The organism is Antribacter sp. NEAU-D49, from assembly GCF_057158775.1.
Genome location: NZ_JBXTSN010000025.1, coordinates 45,097 through 64,812 on the forward strand (window position 1 = coordinate 45,097; position 19,716 = coordinate 64,812).

The 19,716-nt window shown below is 71.5% G+C and carries 18 protein-coding genes; 4 read left to right on the top strand and 14 right to left on the bottom strand.

Annotated features, from left to right (window positions below):
- Positions 1-20 precede the first annotated feature (20 nt).
- Entirely contained in the window at positions 21-425 is a 405-nt protein-coding gene (locus tag AC060K_RS17565) for a VanZ family protein (RefSeq protein ID WP_483766637.1), read from the top strand.
- Here the strand turns inward: AC060K_RS17565 and AC060K_RS17570 are convergent.
- The 6 genes from AC060K_RS17570 to AC060K_RS17595 all read right to left on the bottom strand — a co-directional run bounded on the left by AC060K_RS17570 (position 422) and on the right by AC060K_RS17595 (position 6,460).
- A complete protein-coding gene (locus tag AC060K_RS17570) occupies positions 422-1,132 on the bottom strand; it encodes an ABC transporter ATP-binding protein (RefSeq protein ID WP_483766638.1) in 711 nt (236 codons plus the stop codon). The genes AC060K_RS17565 and AC060K_RS17570 overlap by 4 nt on opposite strands.
- Complete coding sequence (locus AC060K_RS17575; RefSeq protein WP_483766639.1) at positions 1,122-2,027, bottom strand: ABC transporter ATP-binding protein; 906 nt, start codon at positions 2,025-2,027, stop codon at positions 1,122-1,124. The genes AC060K_RS17570 and AC060K_RS17575 overlap by 11 nt, the downstream gene beginning before the upstream one ends.
- Positions 2,020-3,159, bottom strand: a complete 1,140-nt coding sequence (locus AC060K_RS17580) for a branched-chain amino acid ABC transporter permease (RefSeq protein ID WP_483766640.1) — start codon at positions 3,157-3,159, stop codon at positions 2,020-2,022. The genes AC060K_RS17575 and AC060K_RS17580 overlap by 8 nt, the downstream gene beginning before the upstream one ends.
- On the bottom strand, positions 3,156-4,121 hold the full coding sequence (locus AC060K_RS17585; protein WP_483766641.1) for a branched-chain amino acid ABC transporter permease: 966 nt from the start codon (positions 4,119-4,121) through the stop codon (positions 3,156-3,158). The genes AC060K_RS17580 and AC060K_RS17585 overlap by 4 nt, the downstream gene beginning before the upstream one ends.
- Positions 4,122-4,209: 88 nt before the next feature.
- Positions 4,210-5,358, bottom strand: coding sequence for a branched-chain amino acid ABC transporter substrate-binding protein (locus AC060K_RS17590; RefSeq protein ID WP_483766642.1), 1,149 nt, complete (start codon positions 5,356-5,358; stop codon positions 4,210-4,212).
- 259 nt (positions 5,359-5,617) lie between these two features.
- Entirely contained in the window at positions 5,618-6,460 is an 843-nt protein-coding gene (locus AC060K_RS17595; RefSeq protein ID WP_483766643.1) for an aldo/keto reductase, read from the bottom strand.
- Between the two features lie 175 nt (positions 6,461-6,635).
- Between AC060K_RS17595 and AC060K_RS17600 the strand changes: the two genes are divergently transcribed.
- Together AC060K_RS17600 and AC060K_RS17605 are read left to right on the top strand one after the other, a co-directional pair.
- Entirely contained in the window at positions 6,636-6,839 is a 204-nt protein-coding gene (locus AC060K_RS17600) for a cold-shock protein (RefSeq protein WP_125775558.1), read from the top strand.
- A 65-nt stretch (positions 6,840-6,904) separates the two neighbouring features.
- Positions 6,905-7,690 (top strand): hypothetical protein, encoded by a 786-nt coding sequence (locus AC060K_RS17605; protein ID WP_483766644.1) that lies wholly within the window; start codon positions 6,905-6,907, stop codon positions 7,688-7,690.
- Positions 7,691-7,739: 49 nt separating this feature from the next.
- Here AC060K_RS17605 and AC060K_RS17610 read toward each other — a convergent pair whose 3' ends face one another.
- Positions 7,740-11,525, bottom strand: coding sequence for a TM0106 family RecB-like putative nuclease (locus AC060K_RS17610; RefSeq protein ID WP_483766645.1), 3,786 nt, complete (start codon positions 11,523-11,525; stop codon positions 7,740-7,742).
- Between the two features lie 137 nt (positions 11,526-11,662).
- On the opposite strand from AC060K_RS17610, the gene AC060K_RS17615 reads away from it, so the two are divergent.
- Positions 11,663-12,928, top strand: coding sequence for an excalibur calcium-binding domain-containing protein (locus tag AC060K_RS17615; protein ID WP_483766646.1), 1,266 nt, complete (start codon positions 11,663-11,665; stop codon positions 12,926-12,928).
- 79 nt (positions 12,929-13,007) lie between these two features.
- On the opposite strand, the gene AC060K_RS17620 is transcribed toward AC060K_RS17615, so the two are convergent.
- From AC060K_RS17620 to AC060K_RS17650, 7 genes are all read right to left on the bottom strand, one after another.
- Positions 13,008-14,141: a hypothetical protein gene (locus AC060K_RS17620; protein ID WP_483766647.1), complete on the bottom strand. Its 1,134-nt coding sequence runs from the start codon at positions 14,139-14,141 to the stop codon at positions 13,008-13,010.
- Entirely contained in the window at positions 14,138-14,770 is a 633-nt protein-coding gene (locus AC060K_RS17625) for a SigE family RNA polymerase sigma factor (protein WP_483766648.1), read from the bottom strand. The genes AC060K_RS17620 and AC060K_RS17625 overlap by 4 nt, the downstream gene beginning before the upstream one ends.
- Positions 14,771-14,865: 95 nt before the next feature.
- Positions 14,866-16,230 carry a hypothetical protein gene (locus AC060K_RS17630; RefSeq protein WP_483766649.1) on the bottom strand — a complete coding sequence of 455 codons (1,365 nt, stop codon included), beginning with the start codon at positions 16,228-16,230 and terminating at the stop codon, positions 14,866-14,868.
- Entirely contained in the window at positions 16,227-16,808 is a 582-nt protein-coding gene (locus AC060K_RS17635; RefSeq protein ID WP_483766650.1) for a SigE family RNA polymerase sigma factor, read from the bottom strand. The genes AC060K_RS17630 and AC060K_RS17635 overlap by 4 nt, the downstream gene beginning before the upstream one ends.
- Before the next feature lie 98 nt (positions 16,809-16,906).
- A complete protein-coding gene (locus AC060K_RS17640; protein WP_483766651.1) occupies positions 16,907-17,728 on the bottom strand; it encodes an amino acid ABC transporter ATP-binding protein in 822 nt (273 codons plus the stop codon).
- Positions 17,725-18,675 (bottom strand): amino acid ABC transporter permease, encoded by a 951-nt coding sequence (locus AC060K_RS17645; protein WP_483766652.1) that lies wholly within the window; start codon positions 18,673-18,675, stop codon positions 17,725-17,727. Before AC060K_RS17645 ends, AC060K_RS17640 begins: the two co-directional genes overlap by 4 nt.
- A gap of 29 nt (positions 18,676-18,704) precedes the next feature.
- Positions 18,705-19,637: an ABC transporter substrate-binding protein gene (locus AC060K_RS17650; RefSeq protein WP_483766653.1), complete on the bottom strand. Its 933-nt coding sequence runs from the start codon at positions 19,635-19,637 to the stop codon at positions 18,705-18,707.
- Positions 19,638-19,716 lie beyond the last annotated feature (79 nt).

Genomic DNA, 19,716 nt, shown 5'->3' on the forward strand with positions numbered 1-19,716 from the left:
CGCGACTATAGGGTCGGTGCGTGCGTGCGCTGTGGTGGATCTCGGGGTTCTACGTGGCAGCGGTCCTGGTGGCGACCATGTCGCCCGCCCCACCCACCACCGACGTGCCCGCCTGGGGACGGCTCGGCCTGCGGATCCTCGACGCCCTCGGCCTCCACACCACGTTCCCCGTGATCGAGGCGCTCGCCAACGTGGTCCTCTTCGTGCCGTTCGGCGTGCTCGGAGTGCTGCTCGTCCGCCGGCCCTGGGCGGTCACCGTCGCCGGAGGGGCGTTCTCCCTCGCGATCGAGCTCACGCAGCACCTGATCCCCGGCCGGGTCCCGACCGTCCAGGACGTCGTGCTCAACGTCGCGGGCGCGGCCCTGGGGGCGCTCACGGTGGTGGTCGCGGCCCGGGTCCGCCGTCGGGCACCCGGGCGAGGCTAGGCGACGCCCAGGTACGCCTCGCGGATGCTCGTGTCCGTGAGAAGGTCCGAGCCCTTGCCCGTCTTGACGATGTTGCCCGTCTCCAGGACGTAGGCGCGGTCCGCCAGGGTCAGCGCCTGCTTGGCGTTCTGCTCCACCACGAGGATCGTGGTGCCCTGCGCGGCGATCTCCCGGATGATCGAGAAGATCTGCTGGATCAGCATGGGCGCCAGGCCCATCGACGGCTCGTCGAGCAGGAGCAGCTTGGGCCGCGACATCAGCGCACGGCCGATCGACAGCATCTGCTGCTCACCGCCGGACATGGTCCCGGCGACCTGCTTCTTGCGCTCCGCGAGCCGGGGGAACAGCTCGAAGACGCGCTCGAAGTCGGACATGATCGCTGCCCGGTCACGGCGGGTGTAGGCCCCCATCTCGAGGTTCTCCACCACCGTCATGCCGGGGAAGACCCCGCGGCCCTCCGGCGCCAGGATCAGGCCCTTGCGCATGCGCTGGTCGGCGCGGAGGTTCGTCACGTCCTGGCCGTCGAAGCTGATCGTGCCCGACGCCACGCCACGCACGCCCGAGATCGCTCGCATGGTCGACGTCTTGCCGGCCCCGTTGGCACCGATGAGAGAGACCACCTCGCCCTCGGCGACCTCCAGCGAGAGGCCGTGCAGGGCCTCGATCTTCCCGTAGTTGAGGACGATGTCCTTGACCTCAAGCAGCATCTGGCTCTCCCAGGTAAGCAGCGATGACCTTCGGGTCGCGGGCGACCTCGGCCGGAGCACCCTCGGCGATCTTCGAGCCGAACTCGAGGACCACGATGCGGTCCGTGACCCCCATGACCAGCCTCATGTCGTGCTCGATGAGCAGGACGGTGAGGCCACGGTCACGGATACGGCGGATGAGGCCCATGAGGTCCTCCTTCTCCGCGGGGTTGAACCCGGCCGCCGGCTCGTCGAGGCACAGCAGCTTCGGCTCCGTCGCCAGCGCCCGGGCGATCTCCAGCCGGCGCTGGTAACCGTACGGGAGGTTGCGGGCGAGCTCCTCGGAACGGTCGGCGATGCCGACGAAGTGGAGCAGCTCCCACGCCTTGCGGCGGCTGCGGCGCTCCTCCAGCTCGTGACGGCTGACGCCGATCACCTTCGCGAGGGCCCGCTTGACGGGGTTGCGCGGCAGGTCCTCCTCCGGCACGCCCCAGATCCGGTACAGCCGGAACAGGGCGCCGAGCACGGAGGTCTTGTTCCGCGCGTCGCAGCCGACCATCACGTTCTCGAGCGCCGACATCTCCGGGAAGAGGCGGATGTTCTGGAACGTGCGGGCGATGCCCAGCGCGGTGATCTGGTGAGGCTTGCTCCCCGAGATCTGGGTGCCGGCGAACGTGATGCTCCCGGACGTCGGCTTGTAGACGCCGGTCATCGCGTTGAAGCACGTCGTCTTCCCGGCCCCGTTGGGGCCGATCAGGCCGAGGATCTCCCCCGTGCGGATCTCGAAGTCGACATCGTTCAGCGCGACGACGCCGCCGAAGCGGAGCGTCACGTGGTCGACAGAGAGCAGCACCTCGCTGTCGCTGACGGGCGCGTCCTGGACGGACGTGGACTCAGGGATGGTCTGCTCAGGCATCAGCTGCAGCCTCCTCTGCCTCGTGCTTGCGGTCCTCGAGCTCGCGGGCCCGACGACGGTTGGGGAAGAGGCCCTGCGGACGCAGGACCATGATCGCGACGAGCGCGACGCCGAACGCCAGCGGGCGCCACGACTCGAACTCACGGAACCGCTCCGGGAGGTAGGTGATCAGGAAGGCACCGAACAGCGCCCCCCAGATGTTGCCGGAGCCGCCGATGACGACCATCGCGACGAAGAGGAACGACAGGTTGAGCTGGAAGCCGTTGGGTTCCACGTACGCCTGCTTGCTCGCGAAGAGCAGGCCGGCGATGGCACCGAGCGACGCACCGATGGCGAACGCCCACAGCTTGTACTTGAAGGCGTTGACACCCATCACCGCCGCGGCGTCCTCGTCCTCGCGGATGGCCAGCCAGGCACGACCGACGCGGCTGTGCTCGAGGCGGCGCATGAGCCAGATGAGAACCACCAGGACGGCGAGGGCGAGCCAGTACCAGCGCTCCACATCGATGCCGTTGAAGAAGTCCTCGTCCGGCGCGGGGGGCTCCGGCACCGCGATGATGCCGGCGGGGCCACCCGTCCACTCGGAGTTGCGCATGACGATGCGGATGATCTCGCCGAAGCCCATCGTCACGATCGCGAGGTAGTCGCCACGGAGACGCAGGGTGGGCGCACCGAGCACGACGCCCGCGATGAGGGCGATGCAGATGGCCAGCGGGATGCAGGCCGCGAACGCCATGGACCAGCCCTCGGGCAGGCCGAACCGCTCGGCGATGGCCTTGGTCACGGGCGAGGCGGGCGAGCCGAAGAGCGCGATCGAGTAGGCGCCCACGGCGTAGAAGCCGACGTAGCCGAGGTCGAGCAGGCCGGCCCAGCCGATGACGACGTTCAGACCGACCGCCACGATCATGTAGAGCACGATCGTGAAGAGCACGGTGGACCAGTCGGAACCGTTGGGGCTGAGGTCCGTCCGCAGGTACGCGAACGGCAGGACGTTCAGGAACGGAAGGTAGACGCACAGCGAGAGCACCAGCAGGATCAGGGGGACCTTCACCCACTGCGGTGCGTCGCCGAGCATCGAGGGCACGGCCGCAACCCGCTGCAGCACGGACTTCTGGGGCGTGGTGTCGGTCATGCGCGAGCCTTCCCGAGGGACTCACCGAGGATGCCGGTGGGACGGAACATGAGGACGACGACGAGGATGACGAACGCCGTCACGTCCTCCCAGTTCGAGCTGATGAGGGCCGAGGAGTAGACCTCGGCCACCCCCAGCAGGAGGCCACCCACGAGCGCGCCACGCAGGTTGCCGATGCCGCCGAGCACGGCAGCGGTGAACGCCTTGATGCCGATCAGGAAGCCCATGTCGAACTTGGCGAAGTCGTACTTCATGGTGTGCAGGAGTGCCGCGAGACCGGCGGCCACGCCACCGATGACGAAGACCAGCATGATGACGCTGTTCTTGTTCACACCCATGAGCGAGGCGGTGTCCGGGTCCTGGGCGACGGCGCGGACGCCACGGCCGAGCCGCGACTTGTTGACGAAGAGGTCCAGCGCCACCATCATCCCGATCGCCGAGAGGATGACGATCAGGTCGATGTTGCTCATGTTGAAGCTCCCGATCGTGATCACCTCACGCGTCGGGACGACCGTCGGGATGTTGACGGCGGAGCGGCCGAAGGGGGCGCCGAAGATGACCCGCAGCGCGTGGCCGAAGATCTCGACCAGCACGAGCGAGCACCCGATCGCCGTGATCAGCACGATGAGCGGTGGCGCGTTCTTGTTGCGCAGCGGGCGGTAGGCCACCCGCTCCACCACGAGAGCAGTGCCGGCCGAGGCGAGAGCGGCGATGAGACCGGCGAGCAGCGTGATCCCGATGGCCAGCCAGACACCGACGCCGGAGTGGGCCCCGACGGCCGTGTAGACGCCGAGCACCGTCCAGGCGCCGACCATGAAGACCTCGGAGTGCGCGAAGTTGATGAGCCGCAGCACGCCGTACACCAGGGTGTATCCCAGTGCGACGAGGGCGTAGATCGAGCCCTTGGTGAGGCCGTCGACCGTAAAGCCCCCGAGCCCCTCGATGAGGTTCGTGAAGTCCATGAGTTTTTTCTCCGAATGGTCCGTTAACGTACCGGTGGGGCGGCGAGGTACTCCTCACCGCCCCACCGGTACTCGACGCAGTGGCTTACTACTGCTTGATCTCCTGGTCGGGGACGAGCACGCCACCCTCGACCTTGTAGGACCACACGATGACGTTCGCCTGGTCGACGTCGCCGACCTCGTCGAACTTGTAGGACTTGGTCAGACCCTCGCCCTCGTACGCGTCGACGAACGCCTCGACGTCCTCGCGCGTGGTGTTCCCCTCGGCCAGAGCCTCGAGGAAGATGTTCATGGCGTCGTAGCCCTCACCGGCGTACGCGCCGGCGGCCTCACCGAACTCGGCCTCGTAGTCCTCGGCGAAGGTGCCCTCGACCGGGACGCAGGGGCAGGTGACGATGGCGCCCTCGGCGGCGGGACCCGCAGCCTTCGGGAAGTCGACACCGTAGAGGCCGTCGCCACCGATGAACGGCACGGTCACGCCGGCGTCACGCAGCTGCTTGAGGAACGGGCCGGCCTCGGCGGCGTAGCCCGCGTAGACGACGGCGTCGGGCGCCGCGCCCTGGATCTTGCCGACGACGGCGGAGAAGTCGGTCTGCTTCTCCTGCGTCTTGTCGGTCGCGATGACCTTGTCGCCGAGGACCTCCTTGACCTTGCCGGCGAGGGGCTCGCCGTAGGCGGTGGAGTCGTCGACGACGAAGACCTTGCTGGCGCCGAGCGTCTCGGACACGTAGTTGGCGATCGCGGTGCCCTGGACCAGGTCGTGGCCGACGACGCGGTGGAACACCGCGGCCGGCTCCTCCTGCGTCAGGTCGGTCGCGGTGGCCGACTGGCTGATCATGGTCAGGCCCGCGTCGTCGAAGATCGCCTTGGTGGCACGCGTCTCGCCGGAGAACGCGCCGCCGATGACGCCGAGGAAGGACTCGTCCGTCGACATCTGCGTCGCGACGGGCGTCGCCTTGGCCGGGTCACCCTCGGTGTCGAACTCGACGAGCTCGACGGAGCACTCGGGCTCGGTGGCCTCGTACTCCTTCAGCGCGAGCTTCGCGCCGTTGACCGACGGGATGACGATGCCGGCGTTCGCGCCCGAGAGCGCACCCATCACGCCGATCTTGACCGCGCACTCGCCCTCGGTGCCCCCGCCGCCGCCACCGCCGGTCTCGACCGTGCCACAGGCTGATGCGGTCAGCGCAACGGCGAGCGTCAGTGCGCCCGCCGCAAACAGAGTGTTCCGCCTCAAGGTTCTCCTACTTCCTGTCATGTCGCCCTGGGTTGGCGGACGACGCACCGTTGACGCACCGATCGCGACGAGGAGCCGTTGCCCGCGTCGTGATCGCTGAAAGTAACCACCTTGTGTGACGTTCATGTGTCGCGTCCGTCACGCGGACCACATCGTTACGATGATGTGACCTGTGTTACAGGGTAGGCCCGCGGCCCTTGGGAAACAGCGGACCGTGCCGCCCCGCACGGGTCGGCACGGTCCGGGTGGGAGTGTGGAATCAGTTCCTGAACTGGGTGAACGCCGCGGTCTCGGGATCGGCGCCGATGCGCGCGCCATCGCGGTGCAGGGCGTCGATCTGGGTGATCTGCTCCTCCGTGAGCTCGAACGAGAACAGGTCGATGTTCGTGGCCATCCGCTCGGGGCTGACCGACTTGGGGATCACGATCGAGCCGTGCTGCACGTGCCAGCGCAGGACCACCTGGGCCGGGGTGACGCCGAGGTCCGTGGCGATCGCGGTGACCGCCGCCGACTCGAGGTCCTGCCCCCGCCCCAGGGGCGAGTACGCCTCGGGCACGATCCCATGACGAAGACCTGCCTCCACCGTTGCCGGCTGGCGGTACGTCGGGTGGAGCTCGATCTGGTTCACGGCCGGGACCACCTCGCTCTCCGCCACCAGGCGGTCGAGGTGCGAGGGGAGGAAGTTCGAGACGCCGATCGCCCGGACGGCTCCCTCCGCGTAGAGCTTCTCGAACGCCCGCCACGTCTCCACGTAGAGGTCCTTGCTCGGGACCGGCCAGTGGATGAGGTACAGGTCGACGACGTCCAGGCCCAGTGCGCGGCGGCTGTTCTCGAACGCGCGGAGGGCGCTCTCGTAGCCCTGGTCGCCGTTGCGGAGCTTGGTGGTGACGAACAACTCCTCACGCGGCAGCCCCGACGCGCGCACCGCCGCGCCGACGCCCTCCTCGTTGTAGTAGCCGGCGGCCGTGTCGACGTGGCGGTAGCCCAGCTCGAAGGCTTTTTCCACCGTGACCTGCGTACTGTCGTCCGGAACCTGGAAGACGCCGAGGCCCACCTGGGGCACGCTGACACCGTTGTTCAAGGAGATCTGGGGCACGGTCATGGCACCTTTCTAACACCGTGCGTGCAAGATGCTCACGATTAGACCGGGACGCCGACGGCGGAACCGGGTAGGCTTGAGTCATTGCAGTGCCTCGATCGTTCTTCCGAGAGATGACGACGACACCGTGATGTACGACTCCGAAGGTCGGGGTCGTCGCCTCTTGCAAGGAGCAGTTATGGCTTTCGGAACCGTCAAGTGGTTCAACGCCGAGAAGGGCTTTGGCTTCATCGCCCCCGAGGACGGCAGCGCCGACGTGTTCGCGCACTTCAGCGCCATCCAGTCCAACGGGTACCGCACGCTGGAGGAGAACCAGCGTGTCGAGTTCGACGTGAAGCAGGGCCCCAAGGGCCTGCAGGCGGAGAACATCCGCCCGGTCTGACCTGAGCGCCTACGGCCCGCACCTTCCTCGGAAAGTGCGGGCCGTTGCCATTCCCAGGAGGCTGGGTGGGAGACACTCCAGCCACGACGAAGGGCACGACCATGGGCTTCCTCGACCGACTTCTCGGGCGCGAGCCGCGCGACAAGGCCGCCGGTGGCTACCGGCCAGGCACCTACCAGGGCACACCGCTGGCAGGCCGGGCCGGCGGGTACCAGCCGCAGGACGCACCGGCGTACGGCTCCGCGGCGTCCACCGGCCGCAGCGAGGACGAGGTGGCCATCGAGCGCTACAAGTACCTCCTGCGCACAGCACCCCCGGACGCGGTGGAGGAGGCGCACGCCGAGGCGTTCGCCCAGCTCACCCCCGAGCAGCGCCGCCAGGTGCTCGAGCAGCTGTCGAACCAGGTGCCCGAGTCCGAGCGCACCACCGCAGACGACCCCCGCTCCCTCGCCCGGATGGCCACGCGCGCCGAGGTGCGGAAGCCGGGCACCCTGCTGAACACGTTCGGCGGCCAGGGCGGACCTGGTGCGCGGGGCGGTTTCGGGGGCGGTGGGCCAGGCTTCGGCGCCATGGTGGGCGGGAGCCTGCTCGGCACGATCGCCGGTGTGGTGATCGGATCGGCGATCGCGGACGCCATGTTCGGGCCCGAGTTCGGCGACCCGGGCCAGGAGTTCGCCGGAGGCGAGGGTGAGGCAGGAGCCGACCCGGGTGCCGAGGCCGGTGCGGAGGCCGACCTCGGCGCTGATGCCGGGGCGGGCGACGTCGCCGCCGAAGGCGACGGAGGTGGCTTCTTCGGGGGCGACTTCGGTGGCGGCGACTTCGGTGGGGACTTCGGCGGGGGCGACTTCTAGACCGTCGGCCGGCGGGGCGGGCGGCGGGCAGGCCGTCAGGCCCGGCCCGTCAGGCCCGGCCCGTCAGTGCAAGGAACGCGCCCAGGTCCTCGGCGCCCTCCACCGTGTGCGGCCAGAACTCGGTCAGGTCCGGCGAGTGCACCACGACGGCGCACCACTGACCTCGGGATACCGCAACGTTGACGCGGTGCCGGTCGAGGAGGAAGCCCATCCCGCGCGTCACGTCGTGCGGGGAGGAGGCGGCCAGGGTCAGCACCACGACCGGCGCCTCCCGGCCCTGGAAGAGGTCGACGGTCCCCACCTCTGTGCCTCCGAGGCCTGCGTCGGCGAGCGCGCGACGGACTGTGGTCACCTGGGCGTTGTAGGGCGCCACGACGATGACGTCCTCCGCCTGGAGCGCCCGGGCCGGCGCGTCACCGTCCCGCCAGGCGCAGCCCACGACGGACCGCACCTGCCGGACCACCTCCGCGGCCTCCTCCCGTGAGGACACGACGTTGCCGACGTGCGGGACGTGTACCGTCCGGACTCCCGGCGGGACCCCGACGAGCGCGCGGCGCGCTGCCCGGGGATGAGCCGCGAGCCGGTCCTCGTAGGACAGCCGGGACACCGCCGCGCACAGGTCGGGGTGCATGCGCCACGAGACGTCGAGGAAGTAGCCGAGGTGGGCGGGCAGCACGTCGTGGCCCCCCGCCACCCATGCCAGCGCCGAGCCCGCCACTCCCTCGGGGTGCAGCCCTTGGCTGACCTGGGGAAGCTGCTGTGGATCCCCGAGGAGCAGCAGGTTCCTCGCCGACCTGCCCACGGCCACCGCGTCCGCGAGCGCGAACTGACCCGCCTCGTCCACGACGAGCAGGTCGAGCCCTTCCGCGGGCCACCGCCGGGAGTCGGCAAAGTCCCAAGCCGTGCCGCCCACGACGCAGCCGTCGGCACGGCCTGCCTCGGCGAACGCGGCGAGGTCAGCATTGCCGAGCTCTGTCCAGGGGACGTCGGGGGCCACGTCGGCGGCGGGACCTGAACGCTTCTTCTTGGCGACCTGGTCAGCGGGCAGCCCTGCCTTGGTCACCACCGCCCGGAGGAGGTTCTCCACGGCCGAGTGCGACTGGGCGACGACCCCCACCCGCATGCCGTGCTCGCTGACCAGCCGGGCGATGACGTGGGAGCCCACGTGCGTCTTGCCGGTCCCGGGCGGCCCTTGGACGGACAGCGTGGTGCGGTCGAGCCGGAGAGCGGCCTGGTAGACGGCCTCGGCGAGCGGGTCGGCGGCTGCGCCGGATCCGGGACGCCCAGGTCTGGGCAGCGCCTCTCCGCCGAGGAGCGTGGGTGGGACGCGCCGCAGCAGGTCCGTCACGGCTGTGCGGGGCAGGGCCCCGGTGTGGTCCCACACGTCGAGCGCGTCCCGGGCGGCGTCCTCGACCGCCTGCTCCTGGGCGTCGTGCCGCGGGCCCGCTGCCACGGCGAGCGCCATGGGCGGGCTGTCGTAGCACGCGTCCTCGACGGCCACTCCGTCGGGGAGACGCCGAGGCAGCCGCTCCGCGACGGTGACGACGGAGAGGGCAGGGTCGTGCGGGTGCGGGTCGACGGAGAGGATCTCTGCCCGCGAGTGGCACACCCGGAAGGCACCGGGCCCGGGTTCCCCGAGGGCCGCCGGCAACGGGGGCTCGTACAGCACGTTCACGGTCGCTCCGACCCCGAGCTCGGAGCCCTCGGCGAGCCGCCCGTCGAGCGCCAGCACGCGGCCGCGGGACTGGCGGCCCTCCTGCACGGCCCAGGACGAGACCACCTCGGAACGTTCCACGTGGAACCACGACCTGCGGCTGGGCCACTCGTCCACGGGCTGTTCCAGCCTGGCGAAGTGAGCCTGCCAGAAGGGCTTCTCCTCCCGACGGCAGTAGTTGACGGCCGCTCCCAGCACGGCGAGCGCCTGCGTGTCCGCGTCGCGCTCCTCCACCCCTGCGGCTCGTCGTTCCGCGTCCCGGGCGGCCACGCGTTCGCGCACCGCCGTCTCGAGGGCCTCCCGACGCGCCCGCGTCTCGTTCACCGGCCGAGCGTCGGCACCGCCGGCTGCAGCACCTCCCCCCGCCTCCCCCGCCTCCACGTCGGCGGCCGCCTGCCGGTCGATGCGCTCGTCCAGAGTCAGGGCCTGAGGCCGCGCCGGAGGCGGTCCGTACACCTGCGACCTCGCCCGGCCGAGCCAGCCGAGCAGCTCCAGCGTGGAGTCGCAGTCGTACCGGTTGTACTCGGTGATCGCCGTGCGCAGGGCTTCGGCAGCGGCGACGTCGCCCGCCTCCCGGTGCGCGGTGTAGGTGGCGAACGCGACCACGGAGGCGCCGCCGTCGGTCACCTCGCCCGTGCGCTTCTGGCCCATGTAGAGCGGCTCGAGCTTCTTGATGGAGCGGGAGCGGCCGGAGATCCGCACGCTCTGCCGCACCACCGTGAAGAGGTCCACGAGGACGCCGTCCCGGAGCAGGTCGTCCACCGCCTCCTCGCAGACGCCGTGCCGCGCGGCGAGCGAGAGCAGGTGCGTCTTCTCGTAGGGCGCGTAGTGGTAGACGTGCAGACCGGGGTACCGCTCCCGCCGGCGGCGCAGATAGTCCACGAAGTCGACGAGCGCCTGCTTCTCCTGCTCCAGGTCGTCGGCCCAGAAGCCCACGAACGGCGGTGAGCCCTCCGGGGTGCGCCACACCGTGCGGGCTCCCGGGGCCTCGGTCCAGTCGCTGCCGGGACGCACCACCAGGCCGAAGAGGTAGTCGAGCCCGTAGGCGCGGCCCGGGTCCTCCCACAGGGGGTCGCCCTCGAAGTCGAAGAACACGTCGCCGTCGTCGGCGGGCGGGAGGCGGTCGACCGTCTCCGGCGATGTCAGGAGCCACCGCAGGTCGCCGCCCTCGACGGGGACCGAGCCGTGCCCCTGCTCCAGCCCGAGCTGAAGGCGCGCCTGGAGGCGCAGGCCGTCGAACGCGGACGCCGACATCCCCTCGGGTGCCTGGTCGGCGACCGCGAGCTCGTCGATGGTGCGGATGCCCGCGGCGGCGAGCCGCGCCTGCTGGGTCACATACACGCCCCCCACTGTGAGCACGTCCCGGTGCGCCTCCGCCTCGGTGGCGCACACCTCGCAGCGACCGCAGGCCCGGTACCGTCCGTCGCCCCAGACGACCGGGGCGTCGTCGGCCACGTGCTCCGCGAGGATCGCGAGCATGCGCTCGCGCCGCTGCCGGAGCAGCGGCAGGAGGTCCGCGAGACGGTGCGACGACGGCACGCCGGTGCCCAGGACCAGGTGCACGTGGTCGGTGGGGTCCACGTGCGCAGACCGCAGCTGGTCGGCGTAGGCGGCGAGCTGCAGCAGCGCGGTGACCTTGGCTCGGCGCGCGAGCTTGGTGTCGTGGACCGCGTACCGGGGCCTCGGGACACCACGGGACGCACCACCCGGGAGGTCCTCGCGGACCAGGAAGTCGGCCCGTCCGTAGAAGCTGCCGTCGAAGAAGGTGGCCTGGTAGACGACGTCGACGCCCGCCTCGATGGCGACCAGCGTGGCGTCGTGCGCCTCCCCCAGCCGCTCGGCGGTGGTGCGGCCCGCGGGCGGGACCTCGTACACCCCGGGGCCCAGCCCGTCGGACCGGCCGTACCGGGCGACGAGCTTCTCGAGCATCCGAGCCTCGTGCGCGGCCCCGAGCTCGGCCGTGCGAGCGAGCATCTCGTCCTCGGTGGGGCCCTGGCGCGGGACCCTGCCGAGCAGCTCGTCCATCCGCCGGAGCAGGCGCAGCTCGCACTCTGCGGCGACGACGAGGTCACTGGCCGAGTGCACGAGCGTGGCAGGCTGGTCCCGCTCCAGGAGGAACATGTCCCAGGTCTACCAGTGACCTCTGACACGCCGCCCGCCCAAGACGCGATAGAAATGTCCGGTTCGGGCTGACAGGCCCTGGCGCGAACAGCCCCACATGGCCGATAGTGGGGCCGCACCGATCTGAAGGAGTGACCATGGCCGTGCGCTTCAACCCGCCGCCGGGTTGGCAAGTGCCCCCAGGCTTCCGTCCGGACGCGAGCTGGACCCCCGATCCTGCCTGGCCCCCGGCCCCGCCCGGTTGGGACTACTGGGTCGAGGAGCCGGCGTCCACGCCGCCACCGCCACCTCCGGCTCCGGCTCCGGCTCCGGCTCCGGCTCCGGCTCCGAGCGAGGCCGCCACGGTGGTGGGCGGGCCGGCGCTCGTGAGCGGCCCCGCGGGCTCACCCGCCGGGGCCTCGACCGCGCCCCCAGCCGGGCGCCGCGAGGAGACGCGGACGCAGTCCATCCAGACGGTCACGCCGTCGGCCGCGACCTACGCACCCGCCGCGGCAGGTCACCCCCAGGCCGACGCGACCATGACCATGGCGCCGATCCGGATGGCCCCCGGCCAGCCCGTGCCCGGGCAGTACGCCCCAGGACCGCCCGCCTCCGTTCCCGGGCAGCACCCGGCCGGCCCAGGCGGATACGGGCAGCCGGTACCCGGCCCCTATGGCCCTGGGCAGCCCATGCCCGGGCAGCCGGTGCCGGGCCAGTACGGCCAGCCGATGCCCGGCCCGTACGGCGCCGGTCCGTACGGCCCCGGCCAGCCCGCGGGCGCCGTCGGGCCAGGCGAGCCGCGCGGCATCGTCGCCGCTGGTCAGGGTGTGCTCCGCGCTCTGCGCAACGCCACCGCGCCCAAGCCGCCGGCCACGGCCGCACCCATGGGCCCTGGAGGCCCGGGCGGACCGGGCGGCCCCCGCCCGGGCGGCCCCGGTGCTCGTCCGGCCGGCACCCGGCCCGGTGGCGGCCTGCTCGCCGGCGTCGGCGTCGCGGGCGTGGCGCTCGGCGTCATCATCGGCACGGTCGTCATGGCCGGTTCGACCGCCGACGCGAACCAGAAGATCCAGGACGCCCAGGCGATGGTCTCGACGGTCGACGAGCGGGAGGCCGAGATCGCCGCGGCGCAGCAGCAGCTCGACGAGCAGAAGGCGGCCGTCGCGCAGCGTGAGGCAGACCTGATGACTCGCGAGACGGCGCTCGCCACCAAGGAAGCCGACCTCCAGACGAGGGAGACGGCGCTCGCCAGCCAGCAACAGCAGCAGCAGAACAACGACGACGACAACAACAACCAGCAGGCCTGGTTCTGGGACTGCAAGCAGGCCCGTGACGCGGGCGCCGCACCGATCCAGCAGGGCCAGCCGGGCTACCGGCAGGCCCTGGACAGGAACGGCAACGGCATCGCCTGCGAGGGGGGCGAGTAGCCTCCCCGGCATAGCCGCGGAGGGGGCTGTGGCCACGGTTCCCTGCGGAGCCCTGGCCACGGCCCCCTCCGCGGCGACGTCAGGGGGTGATCCCCTCCTGTGCTGTCGCGCGCAGTGCCTGGAGAGCGAGCTCGTCGGCGATGAGACGGGCGTCCTCCAGGTCCAGCTGGCACGTGGTCCACACGTCCTGCGGCACGCCGTCGGGGGCGGGCCGGGCGAGATCGGTCGCGGCGACGTCGTACGTCGTCCCCCGCGCGTCCAGGCAGGCCTCGAGGTCGGCGGTCTGCCGGTCGCCTGGCGGCCGGCCGGTCAGCCGGTCCACGAGCATCGCGACCACCGGGTCCGTCGACACGGGTTCGGGCGGCCATGGGTGGCCGTCCTGCGCACCACCGCCCGGATAGAACCGCGCGCGGCAGGCATTGCCGACGTGGATGCACGACTCCACCCACGCCTCGTCGGACGTGTTGGAGTAGGTCACGACCCCGCGCACCTCGGGCACCGACGCGTCGAGCACCGCCGCATAGAAGAGCGTCTCGTCGTCGGCGAACGTCGGCAGCGGCGGAAGCTCCACGACATTGGTACGTTCGCCGTCCTTGCCCTCCACCGGCCGGTCGAGGACGAGCAGGACGGGATCCGCCATCAGCACCGTCGGGTCGTCCTCTCCGAGGCCGACCAGCACCCGCTCCCCTCCTCCCCCGGACACCACCACCAGGCCGTGCGCCGTCGTCGCGGCGTCGTCCACCCCGACCCGGAGCTGGGCGCCCGTGCCTGCCGTCGGGATCGTGTCGGCGTAGAGCAGCGAACCGTCCGCCAGCCAGCCCGGCTGGACACCCAGGTCCAGCCGCACGCTGCCGTTGATCGACTCGACGGTCAACGGCTCCTTCAGCGCCATCACCCCGGCTGCCACCATCGCGTGCTCGGAGAGGATCGCCGTCGAGGGCGCCGCCCCGCCTGGTGACCCCACGAGCGCGGCCTCCGTGACGCCCGACAGGCCCGGCATCAGCACCGGCAGCGCGACCGCGGCCCCCAGGCCGGCGGTTCCCACGGCGCATGCTGTGGCCATGCCGATCACGCCACGACGGATCGCCACCTTGCGGCGGCTGGCGCGCAGCACCTCGTCCAGGTCGAGACCCGACGGTGGCACCTCTGCCACCGCGCCGCGCAGGCGCGCGACGAAGTCGTCGTCACGGGCGCGGTCATCAAGGACGTTCATCGCGTACCACCCAAGGTTTGGAGATCGAGGATCGCGCGCAGGTGGGCGAGCGCCCGCGACGCGGTGGACTTCACGGTGCCGACGGGGATCCCGAGCTCGTGGGACACCTCCGCCTCGGACAGGTCGAGCAGGTGCCGCAGCACCACGACGCGCCGCTGCTTGAGCGGCAGGTGCAGCAGGGCCCGCACCACGGCATCACGGTCGTCCACGGTGCCCGACGCCGGTCGCTCGCCCCGGGCGGCCGTGTGCGGCAGGCCGTCGGGTCCGGTGAGCACCTCACGGCGCGTGCGCCGCCACGTGTCGATCCGCAGGTTGGCGAGGACGCGGCGCGCGTACGCGAGGGGGTCTCCCTGCCGGGCCTTGTGCCAGGACCGGTAGGTGCGCTCGAACGCCTGCTGCGTCAGCTCCTCCGCCCGGTGGGCGTCACCGCACAGCAGGTACGCCATCCGGTGCAGCGGGTCTTTGGCGGACCGCATGAACTCGGTGAACTCGGCGTTGAGGCTCGCGTGCGTCACCCGTACGACGACGTCGTGATCACCCTCCGCCCCGTCGTCGTCCACGTCGGAGGACAGTACGGTCCCGAGGCCCCGCTCGGGTCCGAGGTCCACAGGCAGGTCGAGGGGAATCATCACCACCCTCTCGGCGGGTCTTCCCGCGGTCACTGTCACGAGCGGAACACGCAGCACCCCGGCGGAAGGTTCCACCGGGGTGCTGGATCGTCGAATCAGAAGGACAGCGAGCCCAGGATGCCCCGCAGGATCCCCATGCCCTCCTCACCGGCCGGCAGGCTGATGATCAGCCGGACGTTGCGGCCCCCGTCGGCGCCGTGCAGCGCGACGTCCGCGGAGAGCGCCTCGATCTCCTGGTCCGCCCAGTACGGGCCCGAGGAGACGTCGACCTGGGCCTCGTCCGCTCCGGGCACCTCGACCGGCTGCGGCTTGATGCCGGAGCCCGCGGTGAAGTCGACCGCACCGATGTCGCCGAGCTCGACGAACATGTTCCAGTGCGTGGGCTCGGTCCGGGTGCCGCCGTTCGGGTCGGCGGGCAGCCCGGACTCGCCGCTGCCACCCACCGGCAGCTCGATCTCCGCCGCGAACGGGCCGACCCATTCGAGCCCCGGGCCGTAGTTGCCCTCGATCGCCGTGCTCGTCCAGCCGGGCGGGACGGCATAGGTGAGCGTGTCGGTCGTGACCACCTGCCACCCGGCAGGCACCCCGGGGGTCACCTCGCCCACCTCGGGATAGGTGTAGGTCGGGTCGTACCACTCGGGCTCACCGAGGTCCTCGAACCACAGGTTCCCGAGGAAGTCCCGGAACGCCTGCTCCCCCTCAGCGGTGTCGGGCAGGTTCACGGTGAGGATCCAGCCCTGGCCCTCGTGGCGCACGTGGGTGGTCCAGCGGGCCAGCCCCTCGACGACAGGCGCCTCCTCGACCACCGTCACGTAGTCGGCGCCGGGCAGCTCGAAGGTCCTCGCCCCCGAGTCGCGGGCGGGGACGACCCAGCCGGACGCGTCGGGCACGTGGCTGATGTCGATCTCCGCCCCACCGGTCGACGGCCCCTCGAAGGCCTTCCAACGGGCCTGGTCCGGGTTGCCGCCCACGTCGCCGATCGCCTCCCAGTCGGATCCAGGGAGGTTGTACACGAGCCCTGCGACGTAGTAGGGGTTCGCCCCGGCACCGTCGGTCCAGCCGTTCCGGATGCCCTCGACAGCGGGCAGCTCGCCGCCCCCGGTCGGCAGGTACGACACGGGCGCGGAAACCGGGTCCGGCGCGGACGCCGCGGCCGGGTCGGACGCTGGGTCCGTCACCGACGCGGACGCCGGCACCGACGCCTGGAAGACGCCCGGCGTCACCACCGTCGTCGGGTCCGGCAGCGCCTGGACCACGCCGGCGGTCACCAGACCTACCACCGCGACACCCCCGCAGACCGACAGCGCCACCCGGCGGCGCCGGACCTTGCGCACCGCGGTCTGGGCCAGGTCGGCGGAGCTGAACGACGGCGGCGGCACCACCGCCGTGCCTGCCTCCCGCATGCGCCGGATCAGGTCGGCCTCGTCCGCGCTCACCGCACGGTCCTCGATGGTGTTCATGACCGGTTCTCCCCCTCGGGGCTCAGGACGGTGCGCAGGCGCGCGAGCGCACGCGCCGCGGTGGACTTGACGGTGCCGACGGCAATGCCCAGCTCGTCTGCGGTGTCGGCCTCCGACCGGTCGAGCAGGTAGCGCAGCACGACGACGCGGCGCTGCTTGACCGACAGGGTGAGCAGGGCACGGACCACCTCGTCGCGCGCGGCGACGTCGTGGGCGGTGTCAGGCGCGGCCGCGGCGTCGGACCGCTCCGGCGTGTCGGTGACGGTCTCCCGGCGGGTGCGCCGCCAGCCGTCGATCCGGGCGGTGGCGAGGACCCGGCGCGCGTACGCGAACGGGTCACCGTCGCCCACCCGGCCCCACGCGCGGTACGTGCGCTCCAGCGCGAGCTGGACCAGGTCCTTCGCGCGGTGCTCGTCACCACAGAGGAGGTACGCGATCCGGTACAGCGCCGGACCGCTCACCTGCGCGAATACTGTGAACTGCTCTACGGCGGTCAGACCTGTCCGGATCACCTCGACGTGCGGACCCGGGTCCGCGTCGATCACCGTGCCCGGCGGGTCTACTGCGACGTCGGCCATGACCGGCACCCCCTGGGCTGCCGGCGGCCGAGCGACCTGCGTCTCGTGTCTACCATGCCCCCAAGACGCACCGGACCCCCTGGGACGTTCCACTCACGTCAGAGCACGTGCGACAGGAACTCCTTCGTCCGCGGCTCACGCGGCGCCCCCAGCACCTGGTCGGGCGTGCCCTCCTCGACGATGACGCCCTCGTCCATGAACACGACGTGGTCGGCCACCTCGCGGGCGAACCCGATCTCGTGCGTGACCACGATCATCGTCATGCCGTCCGCGGCGAGGTCGCGCATCACGCCCAGCACCTCCCCGACGAGCTCGGGGTCCAGTGCCGACGTCGGCTCGTCGAACAGCATCAGCTCCGGATCCATGGCGAGCGCCCGCGCGATGGCGACGCGCTGCTGCTGGCCACCCGACAGCTGCGCCGGATAGTGGTCCACCCGGTCTCCCAGCCCCACCCGGTCGAGGAGCTCGAGCGCCCGCTGCCGGGCTGCCGCGCGGCGGAGCCCGCGCACCTGGACGGGCGCCTCCATGACGTTCTCCAGGGCCGTGAGGTGCGGGAACAGGTGGAACCGCTGGAAGACCATCCCGATGCGCCCCCGCTGCCGCGCAATCTCGCGCGGGTGCAGCCGGTGCAGGCGGCCCGCCCCGTCGCGCCGGTAGCCCATGAGCTCGCCGCCCACGTGCACCGAACCCGCGGAGACCTCCTCGAGCTCGTTGACGCAGCGCAGCAGCGTGGACTTCCCGGACCCGGACGGCCCGAGCACCACCGTCACCGACCCGCGCGCCACGTCGAGGTCGACGCCCCGCAGCACGTGCACGCCGTGCGGCCCGTGCCCGAAGACCTTGTGCACGCCCCGCACCTGGACCATCGGCGTGCCCGACGACGGTGTGGTCGCCTCCGGCGTAGCGGTCGCCTCGCTCATGGGGTCACCTCCAGGAAGGGGTCGTGCTTCACGGTCCCGGCATCGGCGATCGCCGCCTGGCGGCCGGGGCGGCCGGGGCCGCCCCCGCCGCGGCGCGGCCCCGTCGCGGTGCCGAAGCCGCGCCCGTAGTACCGCTCGACGTAGTGCTGGCCCACCATGAGCAGGCTCGTGATCAGCAGGTACCAGAAGGCGGCGACCACCAGCAGCGGGATGGGCAGGAACGTGCGGTTGCCGATCGCGTCGGTGGCGTACGTGAGGTCCAGCGTGAACGGCACGGCCAGCACCAGCGAGGTGGTCTTCAGCATGGAGATGCTCTCGTTGCCTGTGGGCGGCACGATCACCCGCATCGCCTGCGGGAGCACCACCCGGCGCAGGATCACGGAGTCCTTCATGCCGAGCGCCTTCGCGGCCTCGGCCTGGCCGGGGTCGACGGAGCCGAGGCCGGCGCGCACGATCTCCGCCAGGTAGGCAGCCTCGTTGAGCGCGAGGCCGAGGAGCGCCGCCCAGAACGCCGTGATGACGTCCTGCGTGGAGAACACGAAGAACTCCGGCCCGAAGGGGATGCCCAGCGACAGCCGCGGATACAGGACGGCGAGCAGACCCCAGAACACGAGCTGGGTGTAGATCGGCGTGCCGCGGAAGAACCAGATGTAGAACCAGCTCACCCACCGCATGATCGGGTTGTCGCTGCGCCGCATCACGGCGAGCGTGACTGCCAGCACCACGGCGATCGCCATGGAGCCGAAGGTGAGCACCAGCGTCCACATCACGCCGCGCACCACCACGACGTCGCGCAGGTACAGCCACACCACGTCCCAGCGGAAGTTGTCGTTCGTGACCAGCCCGTTGACCGCCATGGCGGCCAGGACGAGCAGGATCACGGCAGAGACCCACCGTCCGGGGCGCGGCACGGGCCGCGCGCGGAGCGGCTCGAAGTCCGTAGCCATGCTCACCTCTCTCGTGGTCGTCGGCGGGATCAGCCGGCCGGGTTCAGCTCCGCGGTCTCAAGCACGCCCTCGGCGTTGCCCCAGGTCTCGAAGATCTCCGTCAGCGTCCCGTCGTCCATGAGCTTCTGCAGGGCGGCCTGGACCGCGGCGGTGAGCTCGGCGTCGTCCTTGGCGACGACCACTCCGTAGGGGGCGGCGTCACGCACCTCGCCCAGCGTCTCGATCTGGCCTCCGGTCTGGGCCACCGCGTAGGCGACCACCGGCGAGTCCGCGTAGGTGGCGTCGGCCTTGCCGCCCACGAGGTTCGTCGTCGCGTCGGCCTGCGAGTCGTAGCGCAGGATCTCGATCGCCTCGTCGCCCGCGGCGGCGCAGTCGGCCGACAGCGTGTCGAGCTCCTCGTCCTGGATGGTGCCGGTCTGGACGGCCACCGTGAGGCCGCAGAGCGCGGCGGGGTCGACGCCCTCGGGGTTCCCGGCGGCGACGGCGAACTGCGACCCGGCCATGAAGTAGCTGATCATGTTCGCCTCCGCGAGGCGCTCGGGTGTGATCGTGAAGGCAGAGACGCCCAGGTCGAGCTTGGAGCCGACGGCGGGGATGATCCCGGCGAACTCGGACGACTGGACCTCTGTGTCGAGACCGAGCACGGCACCGATCGCGTGCACCAGGTCGATGTCGAACCCCACGGGCGTCCGGCCGTCGGCCGCGACGAACTCGGCGGGTGCGTAGCTCGTCTCGGTTCCGACCGTCAGCACGCCGTCGGCCACCACGTCGGCGGGGAGCATCGCGGCGATCGCGTCGTCCTTGGCCACGGCGGACGGGTCGAAGGACGGGGCGGCGCTCGCGCCGTCCGTGGCGCCACCGCCGAGCTGCTGCGACGCGTCGGTGCAGGCGGTGAGTGCCAGGGCGGTGGCCAGCACGACGACGGCGGTCGCGGTGGGCTTCAGGGCGGTGGGCTTGCGCATCAAGGTCTCCGGGTCTCGGGTCGGCGAGCGAGGCGCCCGAGGGTACGGACGGCGCCGTCCGGTGCCCAGAGCTCTGTCA

Coding starts and splice junctions, on each gene's coding strand:
- AC060K_RS17570 (WP_483766638.1), bottom strand. CDS start 1,132: ATGCTGCTTGAGGTCAAGGACATCGTCCTCAACTACGGGAAGATCGAG.
- AC060K_RS17575 (WP_483766639.1), bottom strand. CDS start 2,027: ATGCCTGAGCAGACCATCCCTGAGTCCACGTCCGTCCAGGACGCGCCC.
- AC060K_RS17580 (WP_483766640.1), bottom strand. CDS start 3,159: ATGACCGACACCACGCCCCAGAAGTCCGTGCTGCAGCGGGTTGCGGCC.
- AC060K_RS17585 (WP_483766641.1), bottom strand. CDS start 4,121: ATGGACTTCACGAACCTCATCGAGGGGCTCGGGGGCTTTACGGTCGAC.
- AC060K_RS17595 (WP_483766643.1), bottom strand. CDS start 6,460: ATGACCGTGCCCCAGATCTCCTTGAACAACGGTGTCAGCGTGCCCCAG.
- AC060K_RS17600 (WP_125775558.1), top strand. CDS start 6,636: ATGGCTTTCGGAACCGTCAAGTGGTTCAACGCCGAGAAGGGCTTTGGC.
- AC060K_RS17610 (WP_483766645.1), bottom strand. CDS start 11,525: ATGTTCCTCCTGGAGCGGGACCAGCCTGCCACGCTCGTGCACTCGGCC.
- AC060K_RS17615 (WP_483766646.1), top strand. CDS start 11,663: ATGGCCGTGCGCTTCAACCCGCCGCCGGGTTGGCAAGTGCCCCCAGGC.
- AC060K_RS17620 (WP_483766647.1), bottom strand. CDS start 14,141: ATGAACGTCCTTGATGACCGCGCCCGTGACGACGACTTCGTCGCGCGC.
- AC060K_RS17625 (WP_483766648.1), bottom strand. CDS start 14,770: ATGATTCCCCTCGACCTGCCTGTGGACCTCGGACCCGAGCGGGGCCTC.
- AC060K_RS17630 (WP_483766649.1), bottom strand. CDS start 16,230: ATGAACACCATCGAGGACCGTGCGGTGAGCGCGGACGAGGCCGACCTG.
- AC060K_RS17635 (WP_483766650.1), bottom strand. CDS start 16,808: ATGGCCGACGTCGCAGTAGACCCGCCGGGCACGGTGATCGACGCGGAC.
- AC060K_RS17640 (WP_483766651.1), bottom strand. CDS start 17,728: ATGAGCGAGGCGACCGCTACGCCGGAGGCGACCACACCGTCGTCGGGC.
- AC060K_RS17645 (WP_483766652.1), bottom strand. CDS start 18,675: ATGGCTACGGACTTCGAGCCGCTCCGCGCGCGGCCCGTGCCGCGCCCC.
- AC060K_RS17650 (WP_483766653.1), bottom strand. CDS start 19,637: ATGCGCAAGCCCACCGCCCTGAAGCCCACCGCGACCGCCGTCGTCGTG.